The 22,958-nt window shown below is 71.8% G+C and carries 20 protein-coding genes; 4 read left to right on the top strand and 16 right to left on the bottom strand.

The window, feature by feature from the left end; all coding sequences use genetic code 11:
- The first annotated feature begins 78 nt into the window (after nt 1–78).
- Both ACGF1Z_RS28230 and ACGF1Z_RS28225 read left to right on the top strand, forming a co-directional pair.
- The gene (locus ACGF1Z_RS28230) at nt 79–864 is read left to right on the top strand and encodes a peptidylprolyl isomerase (RefSeq protein WP_393008752.1); all 786 of its coding nucleotides are present in this window, start codon (nt 79–81) and stop codon (nt 862–864) included.
- 210 nt (nt 865–1,074) lie between these two features.
- Nucleotides 1,075–2,304: a DUF349 domain-containing protein gene (locus tag ACGF1Z_RS28225; protein WP_393008750.1), complete on the top strand. Its 1,230-nt coding sequence runs from the start codon at nt 1,075–1,077 to the stop codon at nt 2,302–2,304.
- A 98-nt stretch (nt 2,305–2,402) separates the two neighbouring features.
- Here the strand turns inward: ACGF1Z_RS28225 and ACGF1Z_RS28220 are convergent, their stop codons facing one another.
- The 16 genes from ACGF1Z_RS28220 to pgsA all read right to left on the bottom strand — a co-directional run bounded on the left by ACGF1Z_RS28220 (nt 2,403) and on the right by pgsA (nt 18,562).
- Nucleotides 2,403–4,868 carry a RelA/SpoT family protein gene (locus ACGF1Z_RS28220; RefSeq protein WP_393008748.1) on the bottom strand — a complete coding sequence of 822 codons (2,466 nt, stop codon included), beginning with the start codon at nt 4,866–4,868 and terminating at the stop codon, nt 2,403–2,405.
- 238 nt (nt 4,869–5,106) lie between these two features.
- Complete coding sequence (locus ACGF1Z_RS28215) at nt 5,107–5,658, bottom strand: adenine phosphoribosyltransferase (protein ID WP_393008746.1); 552 nt, start codon at nt 5,656–5,658, stop codon at nt 5,107–5,109.
- Entirely contained in the window at nt 5,655–6,737 is a 1,083-nt protein-coding gene (gene secF / locus ACGF1Z_RS28210; protein ID WP_393008744.1) for a protein translocase subunit SecF, read from the bottom strand. Before secF ends, ACGF1Z_RS28215 begins: the two co-directional genes overlap by 4 nt.
- 1 nt (nt 6,738) lies before the next feature.
- Complete coding sequence (secD, locus tag ACGF1Z_RS28205; protein WP_393008742.1) at nt 6,739–8,493, bottom strand: protein translocase subunit SecD; 1,755 nt, start codon at nt 8,491–8,493, stop codon at nt 6,739–6,741.
- A 142-nt stretch (nt 8,494–8,635) separates the two neighbouring features.
- Nucleotides 8,636–9,094, bottom strand: coding sequence for a preprotein translocase subunit YajC (gene yajC / locus ACGF1Z_RS28200; RefSeq protein ID WP_393008740.1), 459 nt, complete (start codon nt 9,092–9,094; stop codon nt 8,636–8,638).
- A gap of 187 nt (nt 9,095–9,281) precedes the next feature.
- Nucleotides 9,282–10,361, bottom strand: a complete 1,080-nt coding sequence (gene ruvB, locus ACGF1Z_RS28195) for a Holliday junction branch migration DNA helicase RuvB (protein WP_393008738.1) — start codon at nt 10,359–10,361, stop codon at nt 9,282–9,284.
- Nucleotides 10,362–10,393: 32 nt separating this feature from the next.
- A complete protein-coding gene (ruvA, locus tag ACGF1Z_RS28190) occupies nt 10,394–11,026 on the bottom strand; it encodes a Holliday junction branch migration protein RuvA (RefSeq protein ID WP_393008736.1) in 633 nt (210 codons plus the stop codon).
- Nucleotides 11,023–11,553, bottom strand: a complete 531-nt coding sequence (ruvC, locus tag ACGF1Z_RS28185) for a crossover junction endodeoxyribonuclease RuvC (protein WP_393008734.1) — start codon at nt 11,551–11,553, stop codon at nt 11,023–11,025. The genes ruvA and ruvC overlap by 4 nt, the downstream gene beginning before the upstream one ends.
- A 111-nt stretch (nt 11,554–11,664) precedes the next feature.
- Nucleotides 11,665–12,417 carry a YebC/PmpR family DNA-binding transcriptional regulator gene (locus tag ACGF1Z_RS28180; protein WP_393008732.1) on the bottom strand — a complete coding sequence of 251 codons (753 nt, stop codon included), beginning with the start codon at nt 12,415–12,417 and terminating at the stop codon, nt 11,665–11,667.
- A gap of 62 nt (nt 12,418–12,479) precedes the next feature.
- A complete protein-coding gene (pdxT, locus tag ACGF1Z_RS28175; RefSeq protein ID WP_393008730.1) occupies nt 12,480–13,067 on the bottom strand; it encodes a pyridoxal 5'-phosphate synthase glutaminase subunit PdxT in 588 nt (195 codons plus the stop codon).
- A 6-nt stretch (nt 13,068–13,073) separates the two neighbouring features.
- A complete protein-coding gene (gene pdxS, locus ACGF1Z_RS28170; RefSeq protein WP_393008728.1) occupies nt 13,074–13,988 on the bottom strand; it encodes a pyridoxal 5'-phosphate synthase lyase subunit PdxS in 915 nt (304 codons plus the stop codon).
- Nucleotides 13,989–14,113: 125 nt separating this feature from the next.
- Complete coding sequence (locus ACGF1Z_RS28165; RefSeq protein WP_393008726.1) at nt 14,114–14,656, bottom strand: hypothetical protein; 543 nt, start codon at nt 14,654–14,656, stop codon at nt 14,114–14,116.
- An 11-nt stretch (nt 14,657–14,667) separates the two neighbouring features.
- Nucleotides 14,668–15,297, bottom strand: coding sequence for an MBL fold metallo-hydrolase (locus ACGF1Z_RS28160; protein WP_393008724.1), 630 nt, complete (start codon nt 15,295–15,297; stop codon nt 14,668–14,670).
- A 504-nt stretch (nt 15,298–15,801) separates the two neighbouring features.
- Entirely contained in the window at nt 15,802–16,956 is a 1,155-nt protein-coding gene (locus ACGF1Z_RS28155) for a glycosyltransferase family 4 protein (RefSeq protein ID WP_393008722.1), read from the bottom strand.
- Complete coding sequence (locus tag ACGF1Z_RS28150) at nt 16,953–17,906, bottom strand: phosphatidylinositol mannoside acyltransferase (RefSeq protein ID WP_393008720.1); 954 nt, start codon at nt 17,904–17,906, stop codon at nt 16,953–16,955. Before ACGF1Z_RS28150 ends, ACGF1Z_RS28155 begins: the two co-directional genes overlap by 4 nt.
- Nucleotides 17,903–18,562 (bottom strand): phosphatidylinositol phosphate synthase, encoded by a 660-nt coding sequence (pgsA, locus tag ACGF1Z_RS28145; protein WP_393008938.1) that lies wholly within the window; start codon nt 18,560–18,562, stop codon nt 17,903–17,905. The genes ACGF1Z_RS28150 and pgsA overlap by 4 nt, the downstream gene beginning before the upstream one ends.
- Before the next feature lie 321 nt (nt 18,563–18,883).
- On the opposite strand from pgsA, the gene ACGF1Z_RS28140 reads away from it, so the two are divergent.
- Nucleotides 18,884–21,091 (top strand): elongation factor G-like protein EF-G2, encoded by a 2,208-nt coding sequence (locus tag ACGF1Z_RS28140; protein WP_393008718.1) that lies wholly within the window; start codon nt 18,884–18,886, stop codon nt 21,089–21,091.
- Nucleotides 21,092–21,289: 198 nt separating this feature from the next.
- Nucleotides 21,290–22,948, top strand: a complete 1,659-nt coding sequence (locus tag ACGF1Z_RS28135) for a hypothetical protein (protein ID WP_393008716.1) — start codon at nt 21,290–21,292, stop codon at nt 22,946–22,948.
- The last annotated feature ends 10 nt before the right edge of the window (nt 22,949–22,958 follow it).

The following is a 22,958-nucleotide window of genomic DNA, read 5'->3' as shown; positions in this document are numbered from 1 at the left end:
GTATTCCACAGCCAACCCGTATACGGTACGGGCACACCCGGCCAGGACAGAACACACGATCGACAAGGAGCGGACCCGGTGGTCAGCAGCGATCAGCGGCGGCGGCAGCTCGCCAGGGACAAGTACCAGCGGCAGCAGCAGCGGCGTGAGGAGGCGCGGCGCAGGTCGCGGCGGAACACCGTCATCGCCTCGACCCTCGCCGTGGTGCTCGCCGCGGGCGGCGCCGTGTGGGCGTCGGTGGCGCTGACCGACGACGACAAGAAGGGCTCGGACAACGTCGCCTCCGAGCCGACGAACACGCCGAGCGCCGCGCCGACGAAGGCGCAGCCCGAGCCGGCGATGTCGATCGACAGGAAGGCCGGCTACACCATGGCCCTCAAGACCGGCGTCGGCGACATCACGATCACGATGGACGCGGCCAAGGCCCCGCACACCGTGAACTCCTTCAAGCACCTCGCCGACAAGAAGTACTTCGACGGGACCAAGTGCCACCGCCTCACCACCTCGGGCATCTACGTGCTCCAGTGCGGCGACCCGAAGGGCGACGGCACCGGCGGCCCGGGCTACTCCATCCCGGACGAGAACCTGACCGGGCTCGGCAAGGCCGGCGCGGACGGCACCGTGACCTTCCCGAAGGGCACCGTGGCCATGGCGAACGCCGGCCCGGGCACCGGCGGCAGCCAGTTCTTCCTGGTCTACAAGGACACCAAGCTCCCGCCGAACTACACCCCGTTCGGCACCTTCGACGCGGCAGGCGTCAAGGTCGTCGAGGAGGTCGCCAAGGCCGGTGTCGCGGGCGGTTCGGGCGACGGCGCGCCGCAGAAGGCCGTCACGATCGAGAAGGCGACCGTCTCCAAGAAGTAGCGGCGTCGGCGGCCCGGGGACCGCACCCGCGCACGACCGTTGAATTTCGGTCGGGCCGAGTGCGGACAGCCGGGCCGCCGTTCGCCTAGATTGGCGTTGTGCAGCGCAGGCCGTCGGCCGTGCTGTGGAGGGCGGGCGAGGCCCGCCGGGAAACCGTGGACGATGCCAGGGGGCAGGGCCCCCGCGACGGCATCATGGTGAGGAGGCGCTGTGAGCAGCGACCCGTGGGGCCGCGTCGACGAGACGGGCACCGTGTACGTGCGTACGGCCGAGGGCGAGCAGGTCGTCGGATCGTGGCAGGCCGGCAGCCCCGAGGAGGCGCTGGCCTACTTCGAGCGCAAGTACGAGGGCCTGGTGGTCGAGATCGGCCTCCTCGAGAAGCGGGTGAGGACGACCGACCTCTCCGCCAAGGACGCCATGACGGCCATCGAGCACATCCGTCAGCAGGTCGCGGAGCACCACGCGGTGGGCGACCTGGCCGCGCTGGCGACCCGGCTCGACAAGCTGACCGAGACGGTGGAGTCCCGCCGCGAGGAGCGCAAGATCCAGAAGGCGAAGCAGGCCGACGAGGCCCGTTCCGCCAAGGAGGCCCTGGTCACCGAGGCCGAGGAGCTGGCGCAGAGCGAGCAGTGGCGCGCCGCGGGCGAGCGGCTGCGGGCTCTCGTGGACACCTGGAAGGGTCTGCCGCGCCTCGACCGCAAGTCCGACGACGAGCTGTGGCACCGCTTCTCGCACGCCCGCTCGGCGTTCTCCAAGCGCCGCAAGGCCCACTTCGCGGCACTCGACGCGCAGCGCGAGGACGCCCGCAAGATCAAGGAGAAGCTGGTCGCCGAGGCCGAGGCGCTGTCCGGCTCCAGCGACTGGGGAGCGACGGCCGCCCGCTACCGCGAGCTGATGGCGGACTGGAAGGCGGCGGGCCGCGCCCAGCGCGAGCACGAGGACGACCTGTGGAACCGCTTCCGGGGCGCCCAGGACGTCTTCTTCGCGGCCCGCGGCGAGGTCTTCGCGGAGCGTGACGCCGAGCAGGGCGAGAACCTCAAGCTGAAGGAGGAGCTCGCCACCGAGGCCGAGAAGCTGGTGCCCGTGACGGACCTGAAGGCGGCCCGTGCGGCCTTCCGCTCCATCAACGAGCGCTGGGAGGCCATCGGCCACGTGCCGCGCGACGCCCGCCCCAAGGTCGAGGGCCGGATGCACGCGGTGGAGCGGGCGATCCAGGAGGCCGAGGAGGCCGAGTGGCGCCGCACCAACCCCGAGGCGCGGGCCCGCGCCGCGGGCCTCACGGGCCAGCTCCAGGACGCCGTCGACAAGCTGCGCAAGCAGATCGACGCCGCCCGTGCCGCGGGCAACGACGCCAAGGCCGACAAGCTCTCCAAGGAGCTCGAGGGGCGTCAGGCGCTGCTCGACCAGGCCCTGAAGGGTCTGCACGAGTTCGGCGGCTGATGCCGTAGGCGAGGTACGAGAAGGGCCCCCGGCAGCGTGCCGGGGGCCCTTCTCGTGCGGTCGTCGCGGCCCTCGTGGCCGCGACGGCGCTCTGCTGGCTACGGCCTGCGGGCGCTGGTGACGCGGTACACGTCGTACACGCCCTCCACGCCCCGGACCGCCTTCAGGACGTGCCCCAGGTGCTTCGGGTCGCCCATCTCGAAGGTGAAGCGGGAGGTGGCCACCCGGTCGCGGGAGGTCTGGACGGCCGCCGACAGGATGTTGACGTGCTGGTCCGACAGGACCCGGGTGACGTCGGAGAGCAGCCGGGACCGGTCCAGGGCTTCGACCTGGATGGCGACCAGGAAGACCGAGGACTGGGTGGGCGCCCACTCGACCTCCAGGATCCGCTCGGGCTCCCGGGACAGCGAGTCGACGTTGACGCAGTCGCTGCGGTGCACGGACACGCCGCTGCCGCGGGTGACGAAGCCGATGATCGGGTCGCCGGGCACCGGGGTGCAGCAGCGGGCCAGCTTCACCCACACGTCGTCGACGCCCTTGACGACCACGCCCGGGTCGGCGCTGGAGCGCCGCTTGGAGCGCCCGCGGGACGGCGGCGCGGTCTCGGCGATGTCCTCGGTGGCCGCCTCCTCGCCGCCGAGCGCCTGGACCAGCTTCTGGACGATGGACTGGGCGGTGACATGGCCCTCGCCGATCGCCGCGTACAGCGAGGAGATGTCGCTGTAGCGCATCTCGTGGGCGAGGGTGACCAGCGAGTCGCCGGTGAGGATGCGCTGGATCGGCAGGTTCTGCTTGCGCATGGCCCGCGCGATGGCGTCCTTGCCCTGCTCGATGGCCTCGTCGCGGCGCTCCTTGGAGAACCAGGCGCGGATCTTGTTGCGGGCGCGCGGCGACTTGACGAAGCCCAGCCAGTCCCGGGAGGGTCCGGCGCCGGCGGCCTTGGAGGTGAAGACCTCCACCAGGTCGCCGTTGTCGAGGGTGGACTCCAGGGGCACCAGGCGGCCGTTGACGCGGGCGCCTATCGTCCGGTGGCCGACCTCGGTGTGGACGGCGTAGGAGAAGTCCACGGGGGTGGCGCCGGCGGGCAGCGCGATGACGTCGCCCTTGGGGGTGAAGACGAAGACCTCGTTGCGCGACAGGTCGAAGCGCAGGGACTCCAGGAACTCGCCCGGGTCCTCGGTCTCCTTCTGCCAGTCGAGCAGCTGGCGCAGCCACGCCATGTCGTTGAGGTGGTCGTCCTTGCCGGTGTGCCTCGGCATGTCGGTGCGCACCTTGGAGGCACCGGCGACGGCCTCCTGCTTGTACTTCCAGTGCGCGGCGATGCCGTACTCGGCGCGCCGGTGCATGTCGAAGGTGCGGATCTGCAGCTCGACCGGCTTGCCGTTGGGTCCGATGACCGTCGTGTGCAGCGACTGGTACATGTTGAACTTCGGCATCGCGATGTAGTCCTTGAACCGGCCGGGGACCGGGTTCCATCGCGCGTGGACGGTGCCGAGGGCCGCGTAGCAGTCGCGGACGGTGTCCACGAGCACGCGGATGCCGACCAGGTCGTAGATCTCCGCGAAGTCCCGGCCGCGGACGATCATCTTCTGGTAGACGCTGTAGTAGTGCTTCGGCCGGCCGGTGACGGTGGCCTTGATGCGGGCGGCCCGCAGGTCCGTCTGGACCTCGTCGGTCACTATGGCCAGGTACTCGTCGCGCTTCGGGGCCCGCTCGGCGACGAGGCGGACGATCTCGTCGTACATCTTGGGGTAGAGGATCGCGAAGGCGAGGTCCTCCAGCTCCCACTTGATGGTGTTCATGCCCAGCCGGTGTGCCAGCGGGGCGTAGATCTCGAGGGTCTCGCGGGCCTTCTTCTCCTGCTTCTCCCGCTTGAGGTAGCGCATCGTGCGCATGTTGTGCAGGCGGTCGGCGAGCTTGATGACGAGGACCCGGGGGTCCTTGGCCATCGCGACGACCATCTTGCGGACGGTCTCGGCCTGCGCGGCCTCGCCGAACCGGACCTTGTCGAGCTTGGTGACGCCGTCGACGAGGAGCGTGACCTGGTCGCCGAAGTCGCGGCGCAGGTCCTCCAGGCCGTATTCGGTGTCCTCGACGGTGTCGTGGAGCAGTCCGGCCATCAGGGTCGCCGGGTCCATGCCGAGCTCGGCGAGGATGGTGGTGACCGCCAGCGGGTGCGTGATGTACGGGTCGCCGCTCTTGCGCTTCTGGCCGCGGTGCCAGCGCTCGGCGACCTGGTAGGCCCGCTCGATCTGGCGCAGGGTGGCCGTCTCGATCTTCGGGTCGTTGGAGCGGACGATCCGCAGCAGCGGTTCGAGGACCGGGTTGTACGGGGAGGAGCGCTGGACGCCGAGGCGGGCGAGCCGGGCACGGACCCGGCTGGAGGAGCCGCCCGAGCGGGCGGACGGGGCCGGCGTGGGCCGGGCGGACGGGGCCGGTGCGGGGGACGCGGGCCGGGCCGTGGTCTCCGCGGGCGGGTTCTGGGGCGCGGCGGCCTGCTGCGCGGCCGGGTCGGCCTGCTGCTCGGGCTGCGCGGCGGAGAGTGGCTGGGCCTCGTCTGGCAAGAGCGCTCCTCTGGCGGTACCCCCGGACGGGGTCTGGGGGAGTTTCCGGGTCCCCCGGTCAGGCCCGGAAAGGCCATCGTATCGACCTGGAAGCGCCTGCGCTCACGCGCCTGGGGGCTGAGACGGCGCCGGGACGCCCTCTGCGCTTCGCCGGGACCCGCTTCCGGGCTGTGTCCGAAAAACGACGGGGGCGGCCCGGGGAATTCCCCGGGCCGCCCCTCTCGCGGGAATCCCCGCGTCAGACGCTGATCAGCGCGGTGAGCGGTGCGCCGTCCAGGACGGGCTCCAGGCGGGCACGGCCCGGCAGGAAGCCCAGCTCCATGAGGACCGCGACGCCGGCGACCTCGGCTCCGGCGCGCCGGATGAGCTCGATCGAGGCCTCGGCCGTGCCGCCGGTGGCGAGGACGTCGTCGATGACCATGACGCGGTCGCCCGCGGCCAGGTCCTCGGCGTGCACCTCGATCTCGGCGGTGCCGTACTCCAGCGCGTACGCCTGCCGGAGGGTGGCCCCGGGCAGCTTCCCGGCCTTGCGGACCGGGATGAAGCCGAGCCCGGCGCGGACGGCCACCGGGGCCGCCAGGATGAAGCCGCGGGCCTCCAGGCCGACGATCTTCGTGGCGCCGTGCTCCGCGCAGAGCGCCGCGAGGGCGTCGGTGAGCGCGGTGAACGCCTCCGGATCCGCGAGCAGCGGGGTGATGTCCTTGAACAGCACCCCCGGCTTCGGGTAGTCGGGGACGTCGCGGATGCGGCTGAGGAGCAGATCCGCCGCGTCCGGCGTCGCCGCGGTCATCCGCGGCGCTCCGAGGAGCGGCCGCGGCGGCCGCGCGGGCCGACGACGGCCGGCTCGGCGCCGCCGTCCGAGGCCTCGTCCGCGAAGCCGTCGGCCGGCTCGCCCTTGGCGGCCGCGGCTGCCCGCTTGGCCAGGACGCGCTTGCGCAGGGCCTTCATCGACGGCTCGCGCTCCTTGAGGTCGGCGACGAGCGGCGTGGCGATGAAGATCGAGGAGTACGCACCGGCGGCGAGACCCACGAACAGCGACAGCGAGATGTCGTTCAGCATGCCGGCGCCGAGGACGCCGCCACCGATGAAGAGCAGACCGGCGACCGGCAGCAGGGCCACGACCGTGGTGTTGATCGAACGGACCAGGGTGCTGTTGATCGAGCGGTTCGCGATGTCGCTGTAGGTCCAGCGGGTCTGCTTGGTGATGCCCTTCGTCTGCTCCTTGAGGGAGTCGAAGACGACGACCGTGTCGTAGAGCGAGTAACCGAGGATGGTCAGCAGACCGATCACCGTGCCGACCGTGACCTCGAAGCCGACCAGCGAGTAGATGCCGACGGTGATGGTGAGGTCGTGGATCAGGGCGATGAGGGCGGCGACGGCCATGCGCCACTCGAAGGCGATGGCGAGGTAGATCACCACGAGGATCATGAAGATCCCGAGGCCGGTCCAGGCCTTGGTGGCGATCTGCTCACCCCAGCTGGGGCCGACGAGCTCCGCCGCGATCTTCGTCTCGGGGACGTTCAGGTCCTTGGCGAGCTCCGCGCGGACCTGGTCGGACTTCCCGGTGTCGAGACCGCCGACCTGGATGCGCAGCGAGCCGCTGCCGAGCTTCTGCACGAGCGCGTCGTGGCCGGAGGCCTCTTCCGCGTACTCCTGCGCCTGGGAGACCGAGACCTCCGTCTTCGGGGTGGTGAAGACGGCGCCGCCCTGGAACTCGATGCCCATGTTCAGGCCGCGTACCGCGAGCGCCACGATCGCCGTGATGGTGATCAGGATCGAGATGCCGTACCAGATCCTGCGGTTGCCGATGAAGTCGTAGCCGACCTCACCTCGGTGGAGCCGGGCGCCGAGATCTCCGAGCTTCGACATCTCACGCCTCCTTCGGGTCTACGGGGGCGGACGTACGGCGGGAGCGGCGCAGCGGCGGCTTGGCGCCGAGACGCTTCGGGTCCAGGCCGGACCACTTGTGACCGTTGCCGAAGAACTTCGTGCGGGCGAGGAGCGTCATCACCGGCTTGGTGAAGAGGAACACCACCACGATGTCGAGCAGGGTGGTCAGACCGAGCGTGAACGCGAAGCCCTGGACCTTGCCGACGGTGACGATGAAGAGCACCGCGGCGGCGAGGAACGACACGAAGTCGGAGACCAGGATGGTGCGCCGGGCCCGCGGCCAGGCGCGCTCGACGGCCGGACGCAGGGTGCGGCCCTCGCGGATCTCGTCGCGGATGCGCTCGAAGTAGACGATGAACGAGTCCGCGGTGATGCCGATGGCCACGATGGCGCCGCAGACGGCCGGCAGGTTGAGCGCGAAGCCGATGGCCGGGCCGAGCAGAGCCATGATCACGTACGTGAGCAGGGCCGAGACACCGAGGCTGAGGATCGCGATGAACGACAGGCCGCGGTAGTAGATCACCAGGTACAGGATGACCAGGGCCAGGCCGATGGCGCCGGCGATCAGACCGGCGTGGAGCTGCTCGCCACCGAGGGCGGCGGTGACGGTGTCGACGCTCTGGGTCTGGAAGGCGAGCGGCAGGGCGCCGTAGGACAGGATGTTGCCGAGGTCCTGGGCCGACTGCTGGTTGAAGCTGCCGGAGATCTGCGCGCTGGCGCTCAGCGTGGTCTGCACGCGGGGCGCCGAGACGACCTCGCCGTCCAGGACGATCGCGAACTGGTTCTGCGGCTCGGCCTGCTGCGACAGCTTGCTGGTGATCGACTGGAACTTCTTCGAACCGGCGTCCGTGAACTCCATGTCCACGATCCACTGGCCGGTGCGCTGGTCCAGGCCGGCCTTGGCGTTGTCGACGTCCTTGCCGTTCACTTCGGCCGGTCCGAGCAGGTACTTCTCCCACTGGCCGAGCGAGTTCTTGCCACAGGCCACGATCGGGTCGGCCGGCTTGACGCCCTGGCCGGCGGCGGCGCGCTGCTTCGGGTCGAGGCAGTTCAGCGCCGCGAACTTCTGCTGCAGGGCGTTGGTCGCCGGGTCACCCGACTGCGTCGGCTTCGGCGTGGTGGACGCCTTCGGCGACGACGAGGAGGTCGGCGTCGGGCTCGGGGCCTTCAGGGCCTCGCTGAGCGCGCGGCCCTGGGTGGAGGCGCTCGCCGACGGGGTGGCGGTCGTGCCGCCCTTGCCCTTGTCCGCGGTGGCGCCGGAGGCCTTCGGCTTCGGCGAGGCGGAGGAGCTCGGCGTCGCGCTCGGGTTCGGCGCGGGCTGCTCGGCCGGGGCGACGGCCAGGACCGGCCGGAAGTACAGCTGGGCGGTGGTACCGACCTGCTCGCGGGCCTGCTTCTCGTTCGTCCCCTTGGGGATGTTCACGATGATGTTCTCGCGGCCCTGCGTCTGGACCTCCGCTTCCGAGACACCCAGACCGTTGACACGGCGCTCGATGATGCCGACCGCGGTGTTCATGTTGGTCTCGTTGACGGCGGACTCCTGTCCGGGCTCCGCCTTCGCCTTGAGCGTGATCGACGTGCCACCGGCGAGGTCGATGCCCAGGCGCGGGGTGGTGTGCCCCGACCAGAACATGCCGCCGGTGAGCGCGACCATGGCGATCAGAATGAGTGCCAGGGCGCGGCCCGGCCGGCTCTGGCCCCCCGCCGGCCTTCGGCCCTTCTTCGGTGCTGCCACCTGTCGTTTCTCCCTGTCCAAACCGCCGCGCGCCGGGTGGGCGCGAGACGGCCACGAAGTGTGTGTGGGGACCTGCCCCCGCAGACGTCGAACCGGTCCGGGGCGGCGGACGCCGGTGGGCCTCCGCTTCCGCCCCGGGCGATTACTTCGCCTCGGTCTCCCCGTCGGCCTTGCCGTTCTTCTCGACCTCGGAGTCGGCCGGCTCGGCGGCGTCCTTCTTGGTCAGGTCGGCCTTGGCCGCCCCCTCCTGACCGTCGGCGTCGTCGGCGGCCTCGGTGAGCGAGGACGCGTCGTCCGGGACGACGGTGTCGCTGTCGTCGTCGCCGTGGACGATGCGGTTGTACTCGGAGTCCTCGAGGACCGCGCCGATCGCGTTCTTGGCGTAGACGGCGTGGACGCCGGGAGCGACCTCGAGGAGCACGGTCTCGTCGCCGATCTCCTTGACGGTGGCGTACATCCCCCCGATGGTGCGCACGCCGGTGCCCGGCTGCATCTCGTTGCGCATCTGAGCCGCCTGGGCCTGCTTCTTCTTGGCAGAGCGGGTCATCAGGAACATGGCCCCGATGAGGACGATGAAGGGGAGGAGGGTCACGATGTTCACGGGACGGGTTTCCTTCGCACGGTCGCGGAGGAACCGCGGCCTGATCTTCGGGGGTGGGTACGCCGACCAGAAAGGGCGGCATCGGCGGAGTCTAGGCGAGTCCGCATCGATGGAACAACGCCCAGCATGGCACCGTGGTTCCTGGTCGGGCGAGTCTCCGCGCCGTCGGGCGGCGCGGAGGGCGCCGTCACGCCCCGAAGAGACCTTGTTGTCCCGATCCAGCCGCCCCCGGGCCCGCTGCCTGCGGCGGAACCAGTCCGAGGTGGGTCCAGGCGGCCGGAGTGGCGACCCGGCCACGGGGCGTGCGCGCGAGGAGTCCCTCCCGTACGAGGAAGGGTTCGGCGACCTCCTCGACGGTCTCCCGCTCCTCCCCCACGGCGACCGCGAGGGTGGACAGACCGACCGGTCCGCCGCCGAAGAGCTTGAGCAGGGCCTGCAGGACGGCGCGGTCGAGGCGGTCGAGGCCGCGGGTGTCGACCTCGTACACCGCGAGGGCGGCCGCGGCGATGTCCCGGGTGATCACTCCGTCTGCCCTGACCTGCGCGTAGTCCCGAACCCGGCGCAGGAGCCGGTTCGCGATGCGGGGGGTGCCGCGGGAGCGGCCGGCGATCTCGGCGGCCCCGGCGGGGTCGATCTCGACGTCGAGGAGCCCCGCGGAGCGGCGGACCACGCGCTCCAGCTCGTGCGGCTCGTAGAACTCCATGTGCGCGGTGAAACCGAAGCGGTCGCGCAGCGGGGGCGGCAGCAGGCCGGCCCGGGTGGTGGCGCCGACCAGGGTGAAGGGCGGCAGCTCCAGGGGGATGGCGGTGGCGCCCGGCCCCTTGCCGACGATGACGTCGACGCGGAAGTCCTCCATCGCCATGTAGAGCATCTCCTCGGCGGGCCGGGACATCCGGTGGATCTCGTCGAGGAAGAGGATCTCGCCCTCCTGCAGGGAGGACAGGATCGCGGCGAGGTCGCCGGCGTGCTGGATGGCGGGACCGCTGGTGATCCTGATCGGGGCGTTCATCTCCGCCGCGATGATCATCGAGAGCGTGGTCTTGCCGAGGCCGGGGGCGCCGGAGAGCAGCACGTGGTCGGCGGTGGCGCCGCGCTGCCGGGCCGCCTTCAGGACCAGGTCGAGCTGCTGGCGGACCTTCTCCTGGCCGACGAACTCGCTCAGGTCCTTGGGCCGCAGCGCGGCCTCGACGGCCTGGTCGTCGCCCTCGGCGGAGGCGCCGACGATGCGCTCCTCGGCGGCCGCTGCGGTCTCGTCGTCCCAGTTCACGGTGGTGGTTGCCTTCTTGTTCGTACGGCCGGTCAGCGGGCGCGGTTGAGGGTCTGCAGGGCGGCGCGCAGCAGCTGCGGGACGGGCGCGGAGCCGGTCTCGGCGAGCGCGGCCTCGGCCTGCGGCGTGACCGCGGCGACGGCCTCCTCGGCATCGCGGCTCGCGTAGCCGAGGCCGATGAGCGCGGCGGAGAGCTGCTCGGTCCAGGGGGCGGGTCCGGTGGCGACCGCGCGCTGCTGCCCGACGAGGCCGCTGCTGCCGAGCGGGGCGCCGAGCTTGTCCTTCAGTTCGAGGAGGAGCTTCTGGGCGCCCTTCTTGCCGATGCCGGGCACCGCCGTCAGCGCCTTCTCGTCGCCGGTCGAGAACGCGAGCCGCAGCGCGTCGGGGCGGTGCACGCCGAGCATCGCCTGGGCGAGCCGGGGCCCGACGCCGCTGGCGGTCTGGAGCAGCTCGAAGACCTGCCGCTCGTCGTCGTCGGCGAAGCCGTACAGGGTCAGCGAGTCCTCGCGGACGACCAGGGAGGTGGCCAGCCGGGCGTGCTCACCGACGCGCAGGCCGGCGATCGTGTCGGGGGTGCACTGGACGGCCATGCCCACGCCGCCGACCTCGATGACGGCGGTCGTGGGGGCGAGGGCGGCGACCGGGCCGCTGACGAAGGCGATCATGGCGTGCGGCCTTTCGAGGCGTGCAGGGCGACGGCCTGCTGGAGGCGGTTCTGGGCGGGGGCGCGCCAGATGTGGCAGATGGCGAGCGCGAGGGCGTCGGCGGCGTCGGCGGGCTTGGGCGGTGCGGAGAGCCGGAGCAGCCGCGTGACCATGGCCGCCACCTGGGCCTTGTCGGCGCGGCCGCTGCCCGTGACGGCGGCCTTGACCTCGCTGGGAGTGTGCAGCGCGACGGGGATCCCGCGGCGGGCGGCGCACAGCATCGCGACGGCGCTGGCCTGGGCGGTGCCCATCACCGTGCGCACGTTGTGCTGGCTGAACACCCGCTCCACGGCGACGAGTTCGGGGTCGAAGCGGTCGATCCACTCCTCGATGCCGCGCTCGATGCCGACCAGCCGGAGTCCGATGTCGGCGTCCGAGGGCGTCCGCACCACGCCGACGCCGAGCATGGTCAGCGGGCGTCCCGCGACCCCCTCGACCACGCCCACGCCGCACCGGGTGAGCCCCGGGTCCACCCCGAGTACGCGCACGCCCGCCCCTCCCTGATCGCAAGTCTGTTTGTGCAGGCTATCGGCTGCCACCGACAACGCAGCGGGCCGACGGGGTGTGTCCCGTCGGCCCGCTGCTGAGAAAGCCCGCGATCAGGCGTCGACCTTCTCCATGACCTCGTCGCTGACGTCGAAGTTGGCGAAGACGTTCTGCACGTCGTCGCTGTCCTCCAGGGCGTCGATCAGCTTGAACATCTTGCGCGCGCCGTCCTCGTCGAGCTCGACCTGCATGGTCGGGACGAAGCTGGACTCGGCCGAGTCGTAGTCGATGCCGGCCTCCTGGAGCGCGGAACGGACCGCGACCAGGTCGGTGGCCTCGCTGATGACCTCGAAGCTCTCGCCGAGGTCGTTGACCTCCTCGGCGCCCGCGTCGAGGACGGCACCGAGGACGTCGTCCTCGGTCAGTTCGCCCTTGGGCAGCACGACGACGCCTTTGCGGTTGAACAGGTACGACACGGAGCCGGGGTCGGCCATGGAGCCGCCGTTGCGGGTCATGGCGACGCGCACGTCCGAGGCGGCACGGTTGCGGTTGTCGGTGAGGCACTCGATGAGCACCGCGACACCGTTCGGGCCGTAGCCCTCGTACATGATCGTGGCGTAGTCGACGCCGCCGGCCTCGAGGCCGCCGCCACGCTTGACGGCCGAGTCGATGTTCTTGTTGGGAACGGACGACTTCTTGGCCTTCTGGATGGCGTCGTACAGCGTCGGGTTACCGTCGGGGTCGGCGCCGCCGGTACGGGCCGCGACCTCGATGTTCTTGATCAGCTTCGCGAAGAGCTTGCCGCGCTTGGCGTCGATCACGGCCTTCTTGTGCTTCGTCGTAGCCCATTTAGAGTGGCCGGACATCTGCCTGTCTCCTTCGCGTAACCCATTTCTGAACGAACCCCAGAGATCCTACAAGGATCGGGTCACCGCTCGGCGCGCACCATGTCCACGAACAGTTCGTGGATCCGGTGATCGCCGGTGAGCTCGGGGTGGAACGAGGTCGCCAGGAGACGGCCCTGCCGTACGGCGACGATGTGGCCGTCGTGCTCGGCGAGCACCTCGACCTCGGCACCGACGGACTCCACCCACGGGGCGCGGATGAAGACGCCCTCGACGGGAGAGTCGATCCCCGCCACGGTGACGCCCGCCTCGAAGGACTCGTTCTGACGTCCGAAGGCGTTGCGGCGCACGATCATGTCGATGCCGCCGAAGGTCTCCTGGCCCGAACGCGGGTCGAGGATCTTGTCGGCGAGCATGATCAGGCCGGCGCAGGTGCCGTAGACGGGCATGCCCGCGGCGATCCGCTCGCGCAGCGGCTCCATGACGCCGAACAGGACGGCGAGCTTGGAGATCGTGGTGGACTCGCCACCGGGAACGACCAGGCCGTCGATCTCGGCGAGCTCCTCGGGGCGCCTGACGGGCCTGGCCACGGCGTCTGCCGCGGCCAGGGCGATCAGGTGCTCCCGTACGTCGCCCTGGAGGGCCAGGACACCAATGACGGGAGTGCTCATGGGTGCTTACCAGCCCCGGTTCGCGTAGCGCTCGGCCTCGGGCAGGGTGTCGCAGTTGATGCCGACCATGGCCTCGCCCAGGTTGCGGGAGGCGTCCGCGATGATCTTCGGGTCGTCGTAGAAGGTGGTGGCCTTCACGATGGCGGCGGCGCGCTTGGCCGGGTCGCCCGACTTGAAGATGCCGGAGCCGACGAAGACGCCCTCGGCGCCGAGCTGGCGCATCAGCGCCGCGTCGGCCGGGGTGGCCACACCGCCGGCGGAGAACAGCACGACCGGCAGCTTGCCGAGCTCGGCGACCTCCTTGACGAGCTCGTACGGGGCGCGCAGCTCCTTGGCGGCGGCGAACAGCTCGTTGTTGTCGAAGCCGCGCAGCTTGGCGATCTCGTTCTTGATCTGGCGCAGGTGGCGGACGGCCTCGACGACGTTGCCGGTGCCGGCCTCGCCCTTGGAGCGGATCATGGCCGCGCCCTCGGCGATGCGGCGCAGCGCCTCGCCCAGGTTGGTGGCGCCACACACGAACGGGGTGGTGAAGGCCCACTTGTCGGAGTGGTTGACCTCGTCGGCCGGGGTGAGGACCTCGGACTCGTCGATGTAGTCCACGCCCAGCGACTGCAGGACCTGGGCCTCGACGAAGTGGCCGATGCGGGACTTGGCCATGACCGGGATGGACACGGCGCCGATGATCTCTTCGATCATGTTCGGGTCCGACATGCGCGCCACGCCGCCGTCCTTGCGGATGTCGGCGGGGACCCGCTCCAGGGCCATGACGGCCACGGCGCCGGCGTCCTCGGCGATCTTCGCCTGCTCGGCGTTGACGACGTCCATGATCACGCCGCCCTTGAGCTGCTCGGCCATGCCGCGCTTGACGCGGGCCGTACCGGTCTCAGGGGACTGCGGGGTGGTGGAAGGCGTGGTGGACACGGGGTACCTCACTCGTGACAACGGGGTTGACGACTAGGGCGAGGAAACAGCCCCCGAGCGGTCCACATCAAGGGCCAATGTGGAGCCGGTGGATCGTTTTCGCGGGATACGAAGGCGCAGCCCGGTCAGACAGGTCGATCCGCAAGTGCGACAGGCGGTTCATCATCCATTTCGAAGGCCAGGGGAAAAGGCGCGTGCCCGGCCAGCCGGAACCAGCGCACCTTGCGGTGCCGGCGCAGCGCCCGCGCCGCGCGGACGGCGTCGTTGTGGAAGCGCCGGGCCATCGGCACCCGGCGCACGGCCGCCGCCAGCTCCCCGGCCGCCTCCTCGCCACCGGGCGCCGCCCGCACCACCTCGACCTGTTCCGGCTCGCCGAACACCGCCCGCAGCGCCTGGCTCAGCTCGCTCTCGGCGACCTCGCGGTGGTCCTCCTCGGCCTGGCGGGCCGCGTGGGCCGCCTCGTACAGCACGATCGACGCGGCGGGGTCCAGCACCCCCGAGGTGGCCAGCTCCTGAGCGACCGAGGCCCGCCGCAGCAGCTGCGCGTCGAGCGCGGCGCGCGCGGCGTCGATCCGCGCGTGCAGGCGGTCGAGACGGCCGGCGGTCCAGCTCAGGTAGACGCCGACGAGGATCAGCGCGACGACGGTCCAGATCAGGGTTTCGGTCACGGGCGCACAGGCTACCGGGGCGTCGGCAGCCTCCCCTCCCAGACCTCCCGGTCATGGGCGAACAGAACCCGCACGTCCCGCCCCCGCGCGAGCTCCCCGATCCGCGCGATCCACGGCCGGTACGGCGTCCCGAACTCGTGCGCGAAGTCGTAGGCCTGCCCGGCGAGCACGGTCACCCGGTCCCCGTGGTCGAGCACCACCGACTGGTGCCCCTCGGTGTGTCCGGGAGTCGGAAGCAGCAACACCCCGTCCGCGATCCCGAACTCCCCCTCGACCTCCTCGTAACGGACGCCGGGCAGCAGGGAGTCGATGGTGTGGTCGCCGGCACGCGCGGTGGCGAGCTCCGTGCGCTGCACGAGGACGGGGGTGTCGGGGAAGCCCTGGTTGCCGCCGATGTGGTCGAAGTGCAGATGGGAGTTGACCACGAGGTCGACCTCCCCCACCGTCAGCGGCCTGCGCACCGGCCGGTAGTGCGCGTCGGTCTCCGGGGACCCGGTCCCCATCCCGGTGTCGAAGAGCAGACTCCCGCCGCCGTACCGCACGAGATACGCGAGCACCGGCTCCTCGCGGTCGTGGGGGCCGCCCCACTCCGCGGCGGGCCGCGTGAGGTACCCGAGATCCAGACGCTCGACAGAGATCATGAGAGCAGCCTCCCCCTCACGACGCCGTGCCCCGGACGACTCCGCCGACAGCGGACAACGGGCGGCCGGCCCGCGGCCGGCGACGGCGCGGAGGGACCGTCGGCCCCCGCTGAGCGCACGGGGTTCCGGCGGGACGCCACGACCGGCGGGCGTCCGTACAGGGAGCCTGAGCCCGGCAAGGGCCGGTGTCCCGTGTGCCCACCCGTCCCGCCGAGCGGGACGACTGCCCACATTGGGGGGCAGGTGCGACGCGCCGCCCGTGTACGGAAGTGGGGCGCGGAGAGGTGCGTACGCGGAGTAACGACGGCGCCCCACGCCCCGCCGCCCCACCCTGGCGCCCCGCACCCAGCGGATCAGCTCCGCGGGAGTACGTGGCCGGGGGCGCAGGCCGACGCCGCCCCGGCGGCCCCGCCCGGCACCCCGCGCCCCGCCCGGCGCCCCGGCGGATCCGGGGCGCGGAGCGGTGCGGCGCCCCCGCGGGCGCCCGTGGCCCCGCGGAGGGGGCTACAGGCCCAGGCGGGCGCGCAGGCCGGTGGCCCGCTCGTCGGTTGCCACAGACGCCGCGCCGTCCGTCACCGTCTCGTAGACCGCGAGGATGTCCGCGCCGACCGTCGACCAGTCGAAGCGCCGCACGTGGGCGGAGCCGCGTACGCGGAGTTCCGCACGGCGGGCCTCGTCGCCGAGGAGGCGGATCGCGCGGTCGGCGAGGTCGTCGGCGTCCTCGTTGGCGAAGAGTTCGCCGGCCGCGCCCTGGTCGAGGACCTGGGCGAAGGCGTCGAGGTCGGAGGCGAGCACCGGCGCGCCGGCCGAGAGCGCCTCGACGAGGATGATGCCGAAGCTCTCGCCGCCCGTGTTGGGCGCCACGTACACGTCGACGCTGCGCAGCAGCCGCGCCTTGTCCTCGTCGCTGACCATGCCGAGGAACTCGACCCGGGAGCGCATCTCGCGCGGCAGGGAGGCGACGGCCTCCTCCTCGTCACCGCGTCCGGCGACGAGCAGCCGGGTGCCGGGCCGTTCCGTGAGGATCTTCGGAAGGGCCTTCATGAGGACGGGCAGGCCCTTGCGCGGCTCGTCGATCCGCCCGATGAAGCCGAGCGTGCCGCCCTGCCACTCCTTCTTCGGCTCGGCGCGCGCGAAGAAGTCGACGTCGACGCCGTTGGGGATGACGACCGCGTCGCCGCCGAGGTGCTCGACCAGCGTGCGGCGCGCGTACTCGCTGACGGCGATCCGGGCACTGATCTTCTCCAGCGCGGGCTGGAGGATCGGATAGGCGGCGATCATCGCGCGCGAGCGCGGGTTGGACGTGTGGAAGGTGGCCACGATGGGCCCCTGTGCCGCCCAGCAGGTGAGCAGTCCGAGCGACGGGGAGGTCGGCTCGTGGATGTGCACGACGTCGAAGGTGCCCTCGTGCAGCCAGCGCCGTACCCGCGCCGCGGACAGGAAGCCGAAGTTGAGGCGGGCGACGGAGCCGTTGTACGGGACGGGCACGGCGCGCCCGGCGGACACGACGTACGGCGGGAGCGGGGTCTCGTCGTCGGCGGGCGCGAGGACGGAGACCTCGTGGCCGAGCCGGATGAGGTGCTCCGCGAGGTCGCGGATGTGGAACTGGACGCCGCCCGGCACGTCCCAGGAGTAGGGGCAGACGATGCCGATCCTCACGCCGTCCGGTCCTCCTGCCGCTGCTCGAGATCGGCCGACCACAGTCGCTGCAGCATGTGCCAGTCCTCCGGATGGTCCGCGATGCCCCCGGCGAAGACGTCGGCGAGGGCCTGTGTCATGACGGACGTCTTCTCGGCGCGGGTGCCCGACTCGGGCACGTCGATCGGTGCGTGCACCTGGCCCCGCATGACGTCGGTGTCGTCGTACCAGAGCGTCACGGGCAGCAGCAGCGCCCCGGTCTGCTGAGCGAGTATCGCCGGGCCGGCCGGCATCCGCGCGGGCTCGCCGAAGAAGGAGACCTCGACGCCGGAGGCGGACAGGTCGCGGTCGGCGACGAGGCAGACCAGGCCGCCGGCCCGCAGCCGCCGGGCGAGGGCCCCGAAGGCGGAGCCGCCGGTGTGCGGCAGGACCTCCATGCCCAGGGACTCGCGGTAGGCGACGAAGCGGTCGAAGAGCGACTCGGGCTTCAGCCGCTCGGCGACGGTCGTGAAGGGGAGACCGAGCCCGCGCGTGACCCACACGCCCGCGAGGTCCCAGTTCCCCATGTGCGGCAGGGCGAGGACGACACCGCGCCCGGAGGCGATCGCATCGGTGAGGTGGTGGACGTCCTTGGGGTCGAAGCTGCCGGCCGCCCGCTCCCGGCTCCAGGCCGGCAGTCGGAACGACTCCATCCAGTAGCGCATGTAGGAGCGCATGCCCGCCCGGGAGAGCGCCGCGAGCGCCTCCGGGGAGGCGTCGGGGACGACCCGGGCGAGGTTGGCCTCCAGCCGCAGGACGCTCTTCCCCCGCCGCTTCCACACCACGTCGGCGATGCGTCGGCCGAGGCCCTTGGCCACCGGCTCGGGCAGCTTCTTGACCGTGGCCCAGCCGAGCCCGTACAGCCCGTCGGTCACGCTGTCCTTGAGCCCGGCGAGCCTGCCGGGCCCGTCGGTTCCGCCGCTTCCGCTCATGACGTCGCCTCGCTCCCGCCGACGGCGGCGTCCGCCTCCGCCGACTCCCTGCGTACGGTCACGACGCGCTGGCCCAGGGTCACGGCCGAGCCGACCGCGACGATCCAGAGGGCGATGGGCAGCAGCACCTGGATGCCGGGCACGCCGAAGGCGTGCAGTCCGGCGAGGCCGGCGGCGACCAGCGAGATCACGAGCCGTTCGGCCCGCTCGACGAGTCCGTTGACGGCCACCGGGAGGCCGATCGACTCGCCTCGCGCCTTCGTGTACGACACCACCTGGCCGCTGGCCAGACAGAAGATCGCGACGGCGCACAGGATGTTGTCGTCGCCCTTGCCCGCGTACCAGAGCGCGAAGCCCCCGAAGATCGCTCCGTCGGCGACCCGGTCGAGGGTCGAGTCGAGGAAGGCGCCCCAGCGGCTGGAGAGGCCGGCCTGGCGGGCCATGTTGCCGTCGACGAGGTCCGAGAAGACGAAGAGCGTGATGACGATCGTGCCCCAGAAGAATTCCCCGCGGGGGAAGAAGACCAGCGCGCCGGCCACGACCCCGGCGGTGCCGATCAGTGTGACGGCGTCGGGGCTCACCCCCCGGCGGAGCAGAAACGCGGCGAACGGTGTGAGGACACGCGTGAAGAACGCACGCGCGTACTTGTTCAGCATGGCCTTGAGGCCTTCCCGGGGTTCGGTGGGCCGCGCGGCCCCTACGGCCACCGGCCCGCCCATCGTAGCCACGCGGGCCCGCCCAGGAGCGGCGGCACCCGCCAGCCGCGTCGCCCGCCCCCGCCGGGCCCGCACGGCGGGGCCGGCGGCCTGCCCTCGCGCACGACGTATGGACGCACCCTGACGCCGGTGCAAAGCTCGAAGGACAACCGCGGGCGTCGCCGGAACCGCACGCGACAGGCGGCGCAGTGCCGCCGGTGCCCCCACTCCCCCGCGCCCGCGCCCCCACCTCACCGTACGAGCAGTCGGGAGGAAGACATCATGGGCGACAAGGCGAACACCTCCGGGGCCGCCGGCAGGGCTCCAACGGCCGACCGGCCCTCGGCCGTGCGGAACGTGGTGCTGGTCGGCCACAGCGGATCGGGCAAGACGACCCTCGTCGAGGCGCTGGCGCAGACCGCCGGGGCGGTCAACCGGGCCGGACGCGTCGAGGACGGCGGGACGGTCTCGGACTACGACGAGATCGAGCACCGCCAGCAGCGTTCCGTACAGCTCTCGCTCGTCCCGGTCGCCTGGGGCGAGTACAAGATCAACCTCCTGGACACACCCGGGTACGCCGACTTCGTCGGTGAGCTGAGGGCCGGTCTGCGCGCGGCGGACGCGGCCCTCTTCGTCGTCTCGGCGGCGCAGGAGGCCGACGCGGTCGTGGGTTCGACCCGCGCGGTGTGGGAGGAGTGCGCGGCGGTCGGGATGCCGCGGGCGATCGTGGTCACCCACCTGGACACGGCCCGCACCGACTACACCCGCCTGACGGAGGTCCTGGCCTCGCTGTTCGGCGGCGACGACCCCGATGCCGTCCTCCCCCTCTACCTTCCGGTGCGGGGCGCCGAGGGCGCCGACGGGCACGCGCCCGCGACCGGCCTGGTCGGCCTGCTCACGGAGCGGATCTTCGACTACTCGACCGGGGTACGTCGGGAGGATCCGCCCGACGAGACGCAGCGGCCCCTGATCGCGGAGGCGCGGGCCCGGCTGATCGAGGGGATCATCGCCGAGAGCGAGGACGAGACCCTCATGGACCGCTATCTCGGCGGCGAGGACATCGACCTCGGGACGCTGGTCGGCGACCTGGAGAAGGCGGTCGCGCGGGGCAGCTTCCATCCGGTGCTGGCCGCGGCCCCGGCGGCGGACGGCGGGAAGCAGGGGCTCGGCACGGTCGAGCTGCTGGAGCTGATCACGGGCGGCTTCCCGACCCCGCTGGAGCGGGAGGCCCCGGCCGTCACGACTCCCGGGGGCGAGCCGCGTCCGGCGCTGGTCTGCGATCCGGACGGGCCGCTGGTCGCGGAGGTCGTGAAGACGTCCTCGGATCCGTACGTGGGACGGATCTCGCTGGTCCGGGTCTTCTCGGGCACCCTGCGCCCGGACGAGACGGTGCACGTGTCGGGGCACGGGCTGGCCGACCGCGGGCACGAGGACCACGACGTCGACGAGCGGGTGGGGGCGCTCACCTCCCCGTTCGGCAAGCAGCAGCGCACCCTCGCGCACTGTGTGGCGGGCGACCTGGCGTGCGTGGGCAAACTGGCCCGGGCGGAGACGGGTGACACCCTGTCGGCGAAGGACGCCCCGCTGCTGATGGAGCCGTGGTCGATGCCGGAGCCCCTGCTGCCGGTGGCTATCGAGGCGCACAGCAAGGCCGACGAGGACCGGCTCTCGCAGGGGCTGGCCCGGCTGGTGGCCGAGGACCCGACGATGCGCCTGGAGCAGAACCAGGACACCCATCAGATCGTGCTGTGGTGCCTGGGCGAGGCCCACGCGGACGTGGCGCTGGAACGGCTGCGCGGCCGGTACGGCGTGCAGGTGGACACGGTGCCGTACAGGGTCTCGCTGCGGGAGACCTTCGGCGAGGCGTCGGCCGGGCGGGGCCGGCACGTGAAGCAGTCGGGCGGGCACGGGCAGTACGCGATCTGCGAGATCGACGTGGAGCCGCTGCCGCCGGGCAGCGGCATCGAGTTCGTGGACAAGGTGGTCGGCGGCGCCGTGCCGCGTCAGTTCATCCCCTCGGTGGAGAAGGGCGTCCGGGCGCAGGCGGCCCGCGGGGTCGCGGCGGGCTATCCGCTGGTCGACGTCCGGGTGACCCTGCGGGACGGCAAGGCGCACTCGGTGGACTCCTCCGACGCGGCCTTCCAGACGGCGGGCGCCCTGGCCCTGCGGGAGGCGGCGGCCGAGGCGCCGATCCGCCTCCTGGAGCCGGTCGCCGAGGTCACCGTGATGGTCCCGGACGACTACGTGGGCCCGGTGATGAGCGACCTGTCGGGGCGGCGCGGCCGGGTGGTGGGCACCGAGCAGGCGGCGCCGGGGCGGACCGTGGTGCGCGCGGAGGTGCCGGAGATCGAGATCGGGCGGTACGCCGTGGACCTGCGTTCCGTCTCCCACGGGACGGGCAGTTTCGACCGGGTGTACGCACGGCACGAGGCGATGCCTCCCCATCTGGCGGACAAGGTCCGCGCAGGCGGTGAACCGGCCGGTCGCTGACGGCCCGTCGACCGGATGTCACGGGTGCCGCCCGCCAACTCCCCTCCGGCGGGCGGCATTCGGCCGCCCCCCGTGCATTCGGACGCCTCCGCCCGCTCCGGTGACGCATCCGGCGCCACCCGGTTACGCTGTGGTGCCCAGCTCAGAAGGTGTGCGGGGCGCGGCAGTTGGGAACAGCCCGCACAGGGAACCGTGGCGATGGGGGCGGCAGTGACGATCGGCAGTTTCGGACCCGGGGCGCAGATTCCCCTTCAGGGCTCGGACGCACAGACGGCGGCGACCCATGCCCTCGCCTCCGCCGCGTACCGTGACAGCCCGGTCGAGGTGATCCTGGAGGCCAACAACGACTGGCACAAGTCGACGGTCAAGGAAGGGAAGTGGAAGAAGCTCTTCCGCCCCGACCTCGGCGAGGCCTTCTCCCGCGCGGTCCAGGTGCGCATGCTCGGCGGCGCCCGCAAGCCGCTCATCCAGTCCTTCGGCGCGGATCCACAGCCCGTCGTCGAGCACTGCCTGGCCGCCAACAGCATCCGCAAGCAGCGCGACGTCAAGCTGACCCTGGTCACGTTCGTCTTCGGCGTGCTGTTCCTGCCCGGACTCCTGCTCTGGCTCGGCGTGATCCAGCTGCGCCGGATGGCCGCGGGCTCCGAGAACAGGCGCACCAGTGCCATCGGCACGGCCGTGCTGCTCGCCGCCGGCGCCCTCGCGGTGCTCGTGCTGCTGCGGCTGCCCTTCGGCGGCGTGCTGCCCACCTACCTGCGCGCCATGATCGTGGCCCCGGTCGTGGGCTGGTTCCTGGCCCGCCGGATCTGCGAGAGCACCGCGGTCGACCTGCGCGAGCGCTGGACCGCCCTGCTCAGCGGCGGCGGCATCGGCGCGGCGGTCCCCGAGGCCGTGCCGAAGGACCCGACCGAGAAGACCGCCGAGGAACTGCGCCTCAACCTGGAGAAGCTGACCGCCGAGCAGCAGTCCAACGTCGTCTTCTACGCGGGCCCCAAGGGGATACTGGGGATGGGCACCCGCTGGGGCAGCTGGACCCTGGCCGAGGAGCTGCTCCCGCAGGCCGGCAAGGAGATCCACGACTTCCGCGCCTGGGACGTGGTGCGTCAGATCCACACCGAGCTGACGCTGCTCGAACGCGGCTCCCTGAAGACCGGCTTCCCCAAGCCGACCGTGAAGCACTGGATCGTCTCGCCCGTCGGCGAGGGCGCCGACGAGGTCGGCCGCCCCGAGGGCGACAACATCGTGCACTTCCAGGTGAAGCCGCACGAGATACAGCGCATCTGCAACGACCAGCAGTTCGGCAGCGGGAACCGGCACTACCTGGGCGTCCAGTTCACCCTCTGGGACGGGCAGCTGGTCCTCACCATGATGGTGACGGTCACCTCGCTCCACCACACCCTGCGCGTCGAGGTCACCGGTCACGCCCTCGGCCCGGTGCACGGCCTGTTCACCACCAAGCCGAAGGCGAAGACGAAGGAGGTCTCCAAGACCGTCAGGTTCTGGGAGACCCGCGAGGTCAAGCTGCCGCTGACCGACACGGACGACGTGGTGCGCCAGGCCGTCCGCGCCCCGCTGACCTGGTTCCCGCCGGTCCTGGACTTCCTCGGCGGCAAGCTGGTGCTGCCCGAGCCCTTCGGCCTGCGGCACGCCTGGGCGGGCCAGCCCTGGCGGCACCGCTTCATGGCCGACGACGCCATCCGCGCCGCGACACCGGTGCTGCGGGCGGTGCACGCCGCGACCATCAGGGTGCTCGACGACCACAACGTGGACACGGAGCGCTTCACGAACCGCTCGCTGTTCCTCAGCGCCGGGGTCCAGGACCCCGGCCCGAAGAAGGCCGACCTCTACGACGCGTAGCCGGCCCGTC

Source organism: Streptomyces sp. NPDC048018 (assembly GCF_043202995.1).
Classification (GTDB): domain Bacteria; phylum Actinomycetota; class Actinomycetes; order Streptomycetales; family Streptomycetaceae; genus Streptomyces.
The sequence above is the reverse complement of the archived record's forward strand: the minus strand, read 5'-3'. Positions and strand labels throughout refer to the sequence as shown.

Coding starts and splice junctions, on each gene's coding strand:
- ACGF1Z_RS28215 (WP_393008746.1), bottom strand. CDS start 5,658: ATGACCGCGGCGACGCCGGACGCGGCGGATCTGCTCCTCAGCCGCATC.
- secF (WP_393008744.1), bottom strand. CDS start 6,737: ATGTCGAAGCTCGGAGATCTCGGCGCCCGGCTCCACCGAGGTGAGGTC.
- ruvA (WP_393008736.1), bottom strand. CDS start 11,026: ATGATCGCCTTCGTCAGCGGCCCGGTCGCCGCCCTCGCCCCCACGACC.
- ACGF1Z_RS28180 (WP_393008732.1), bottom strand. CDS start 12,417: ATGTCCGGCCACTCTAAATGGGCTACGACGAAGCACAAGAAGGCCGTG.
- pdxT (WP_393008730.1), bottom strand. CDS start 13,067: ATGAGCACTCCCGTCATTGGTGTCCTGGCCCTCCAGGGCGACGTACGG.
- ACGF1Z_RS28160 (WP_393008724.1), bottom strand. CDS start 15,297: ATGATCTCTGTCGAGCGTCTGGATCTCGGGTACCTCACGCGGCCCGCC.
- ACGF1Z_RS28150 (WP_393008720.1), bottom strand. CDS start 17,906: ATGAGCGGAAGCGGCGGAACCGACGGGCCCGGCAGGCTCGCCGGGCTC.
- pgsA (WP_393008938.1), bottom strand. CDS start 18,562: ATGCTGAACAAGTACGCGCGTGCGTTCTTCACGCGTGTCCTCACACCG.
- ACGF1Z_RS28140 (WP_393008718.1), top strand. CDS start 18,884: ATGGGCGACAAGGCGAACACCTCCGGGGCCGCCGGCAGGGCTCCAACG.
- ACGF1Z_RS28135 (WP_393008716.1), top strand. CDS start 21,290: ATGGGGGCGGCAGTGACGATCGGCAGTTTCGGACCCGGGGCGCAGATT.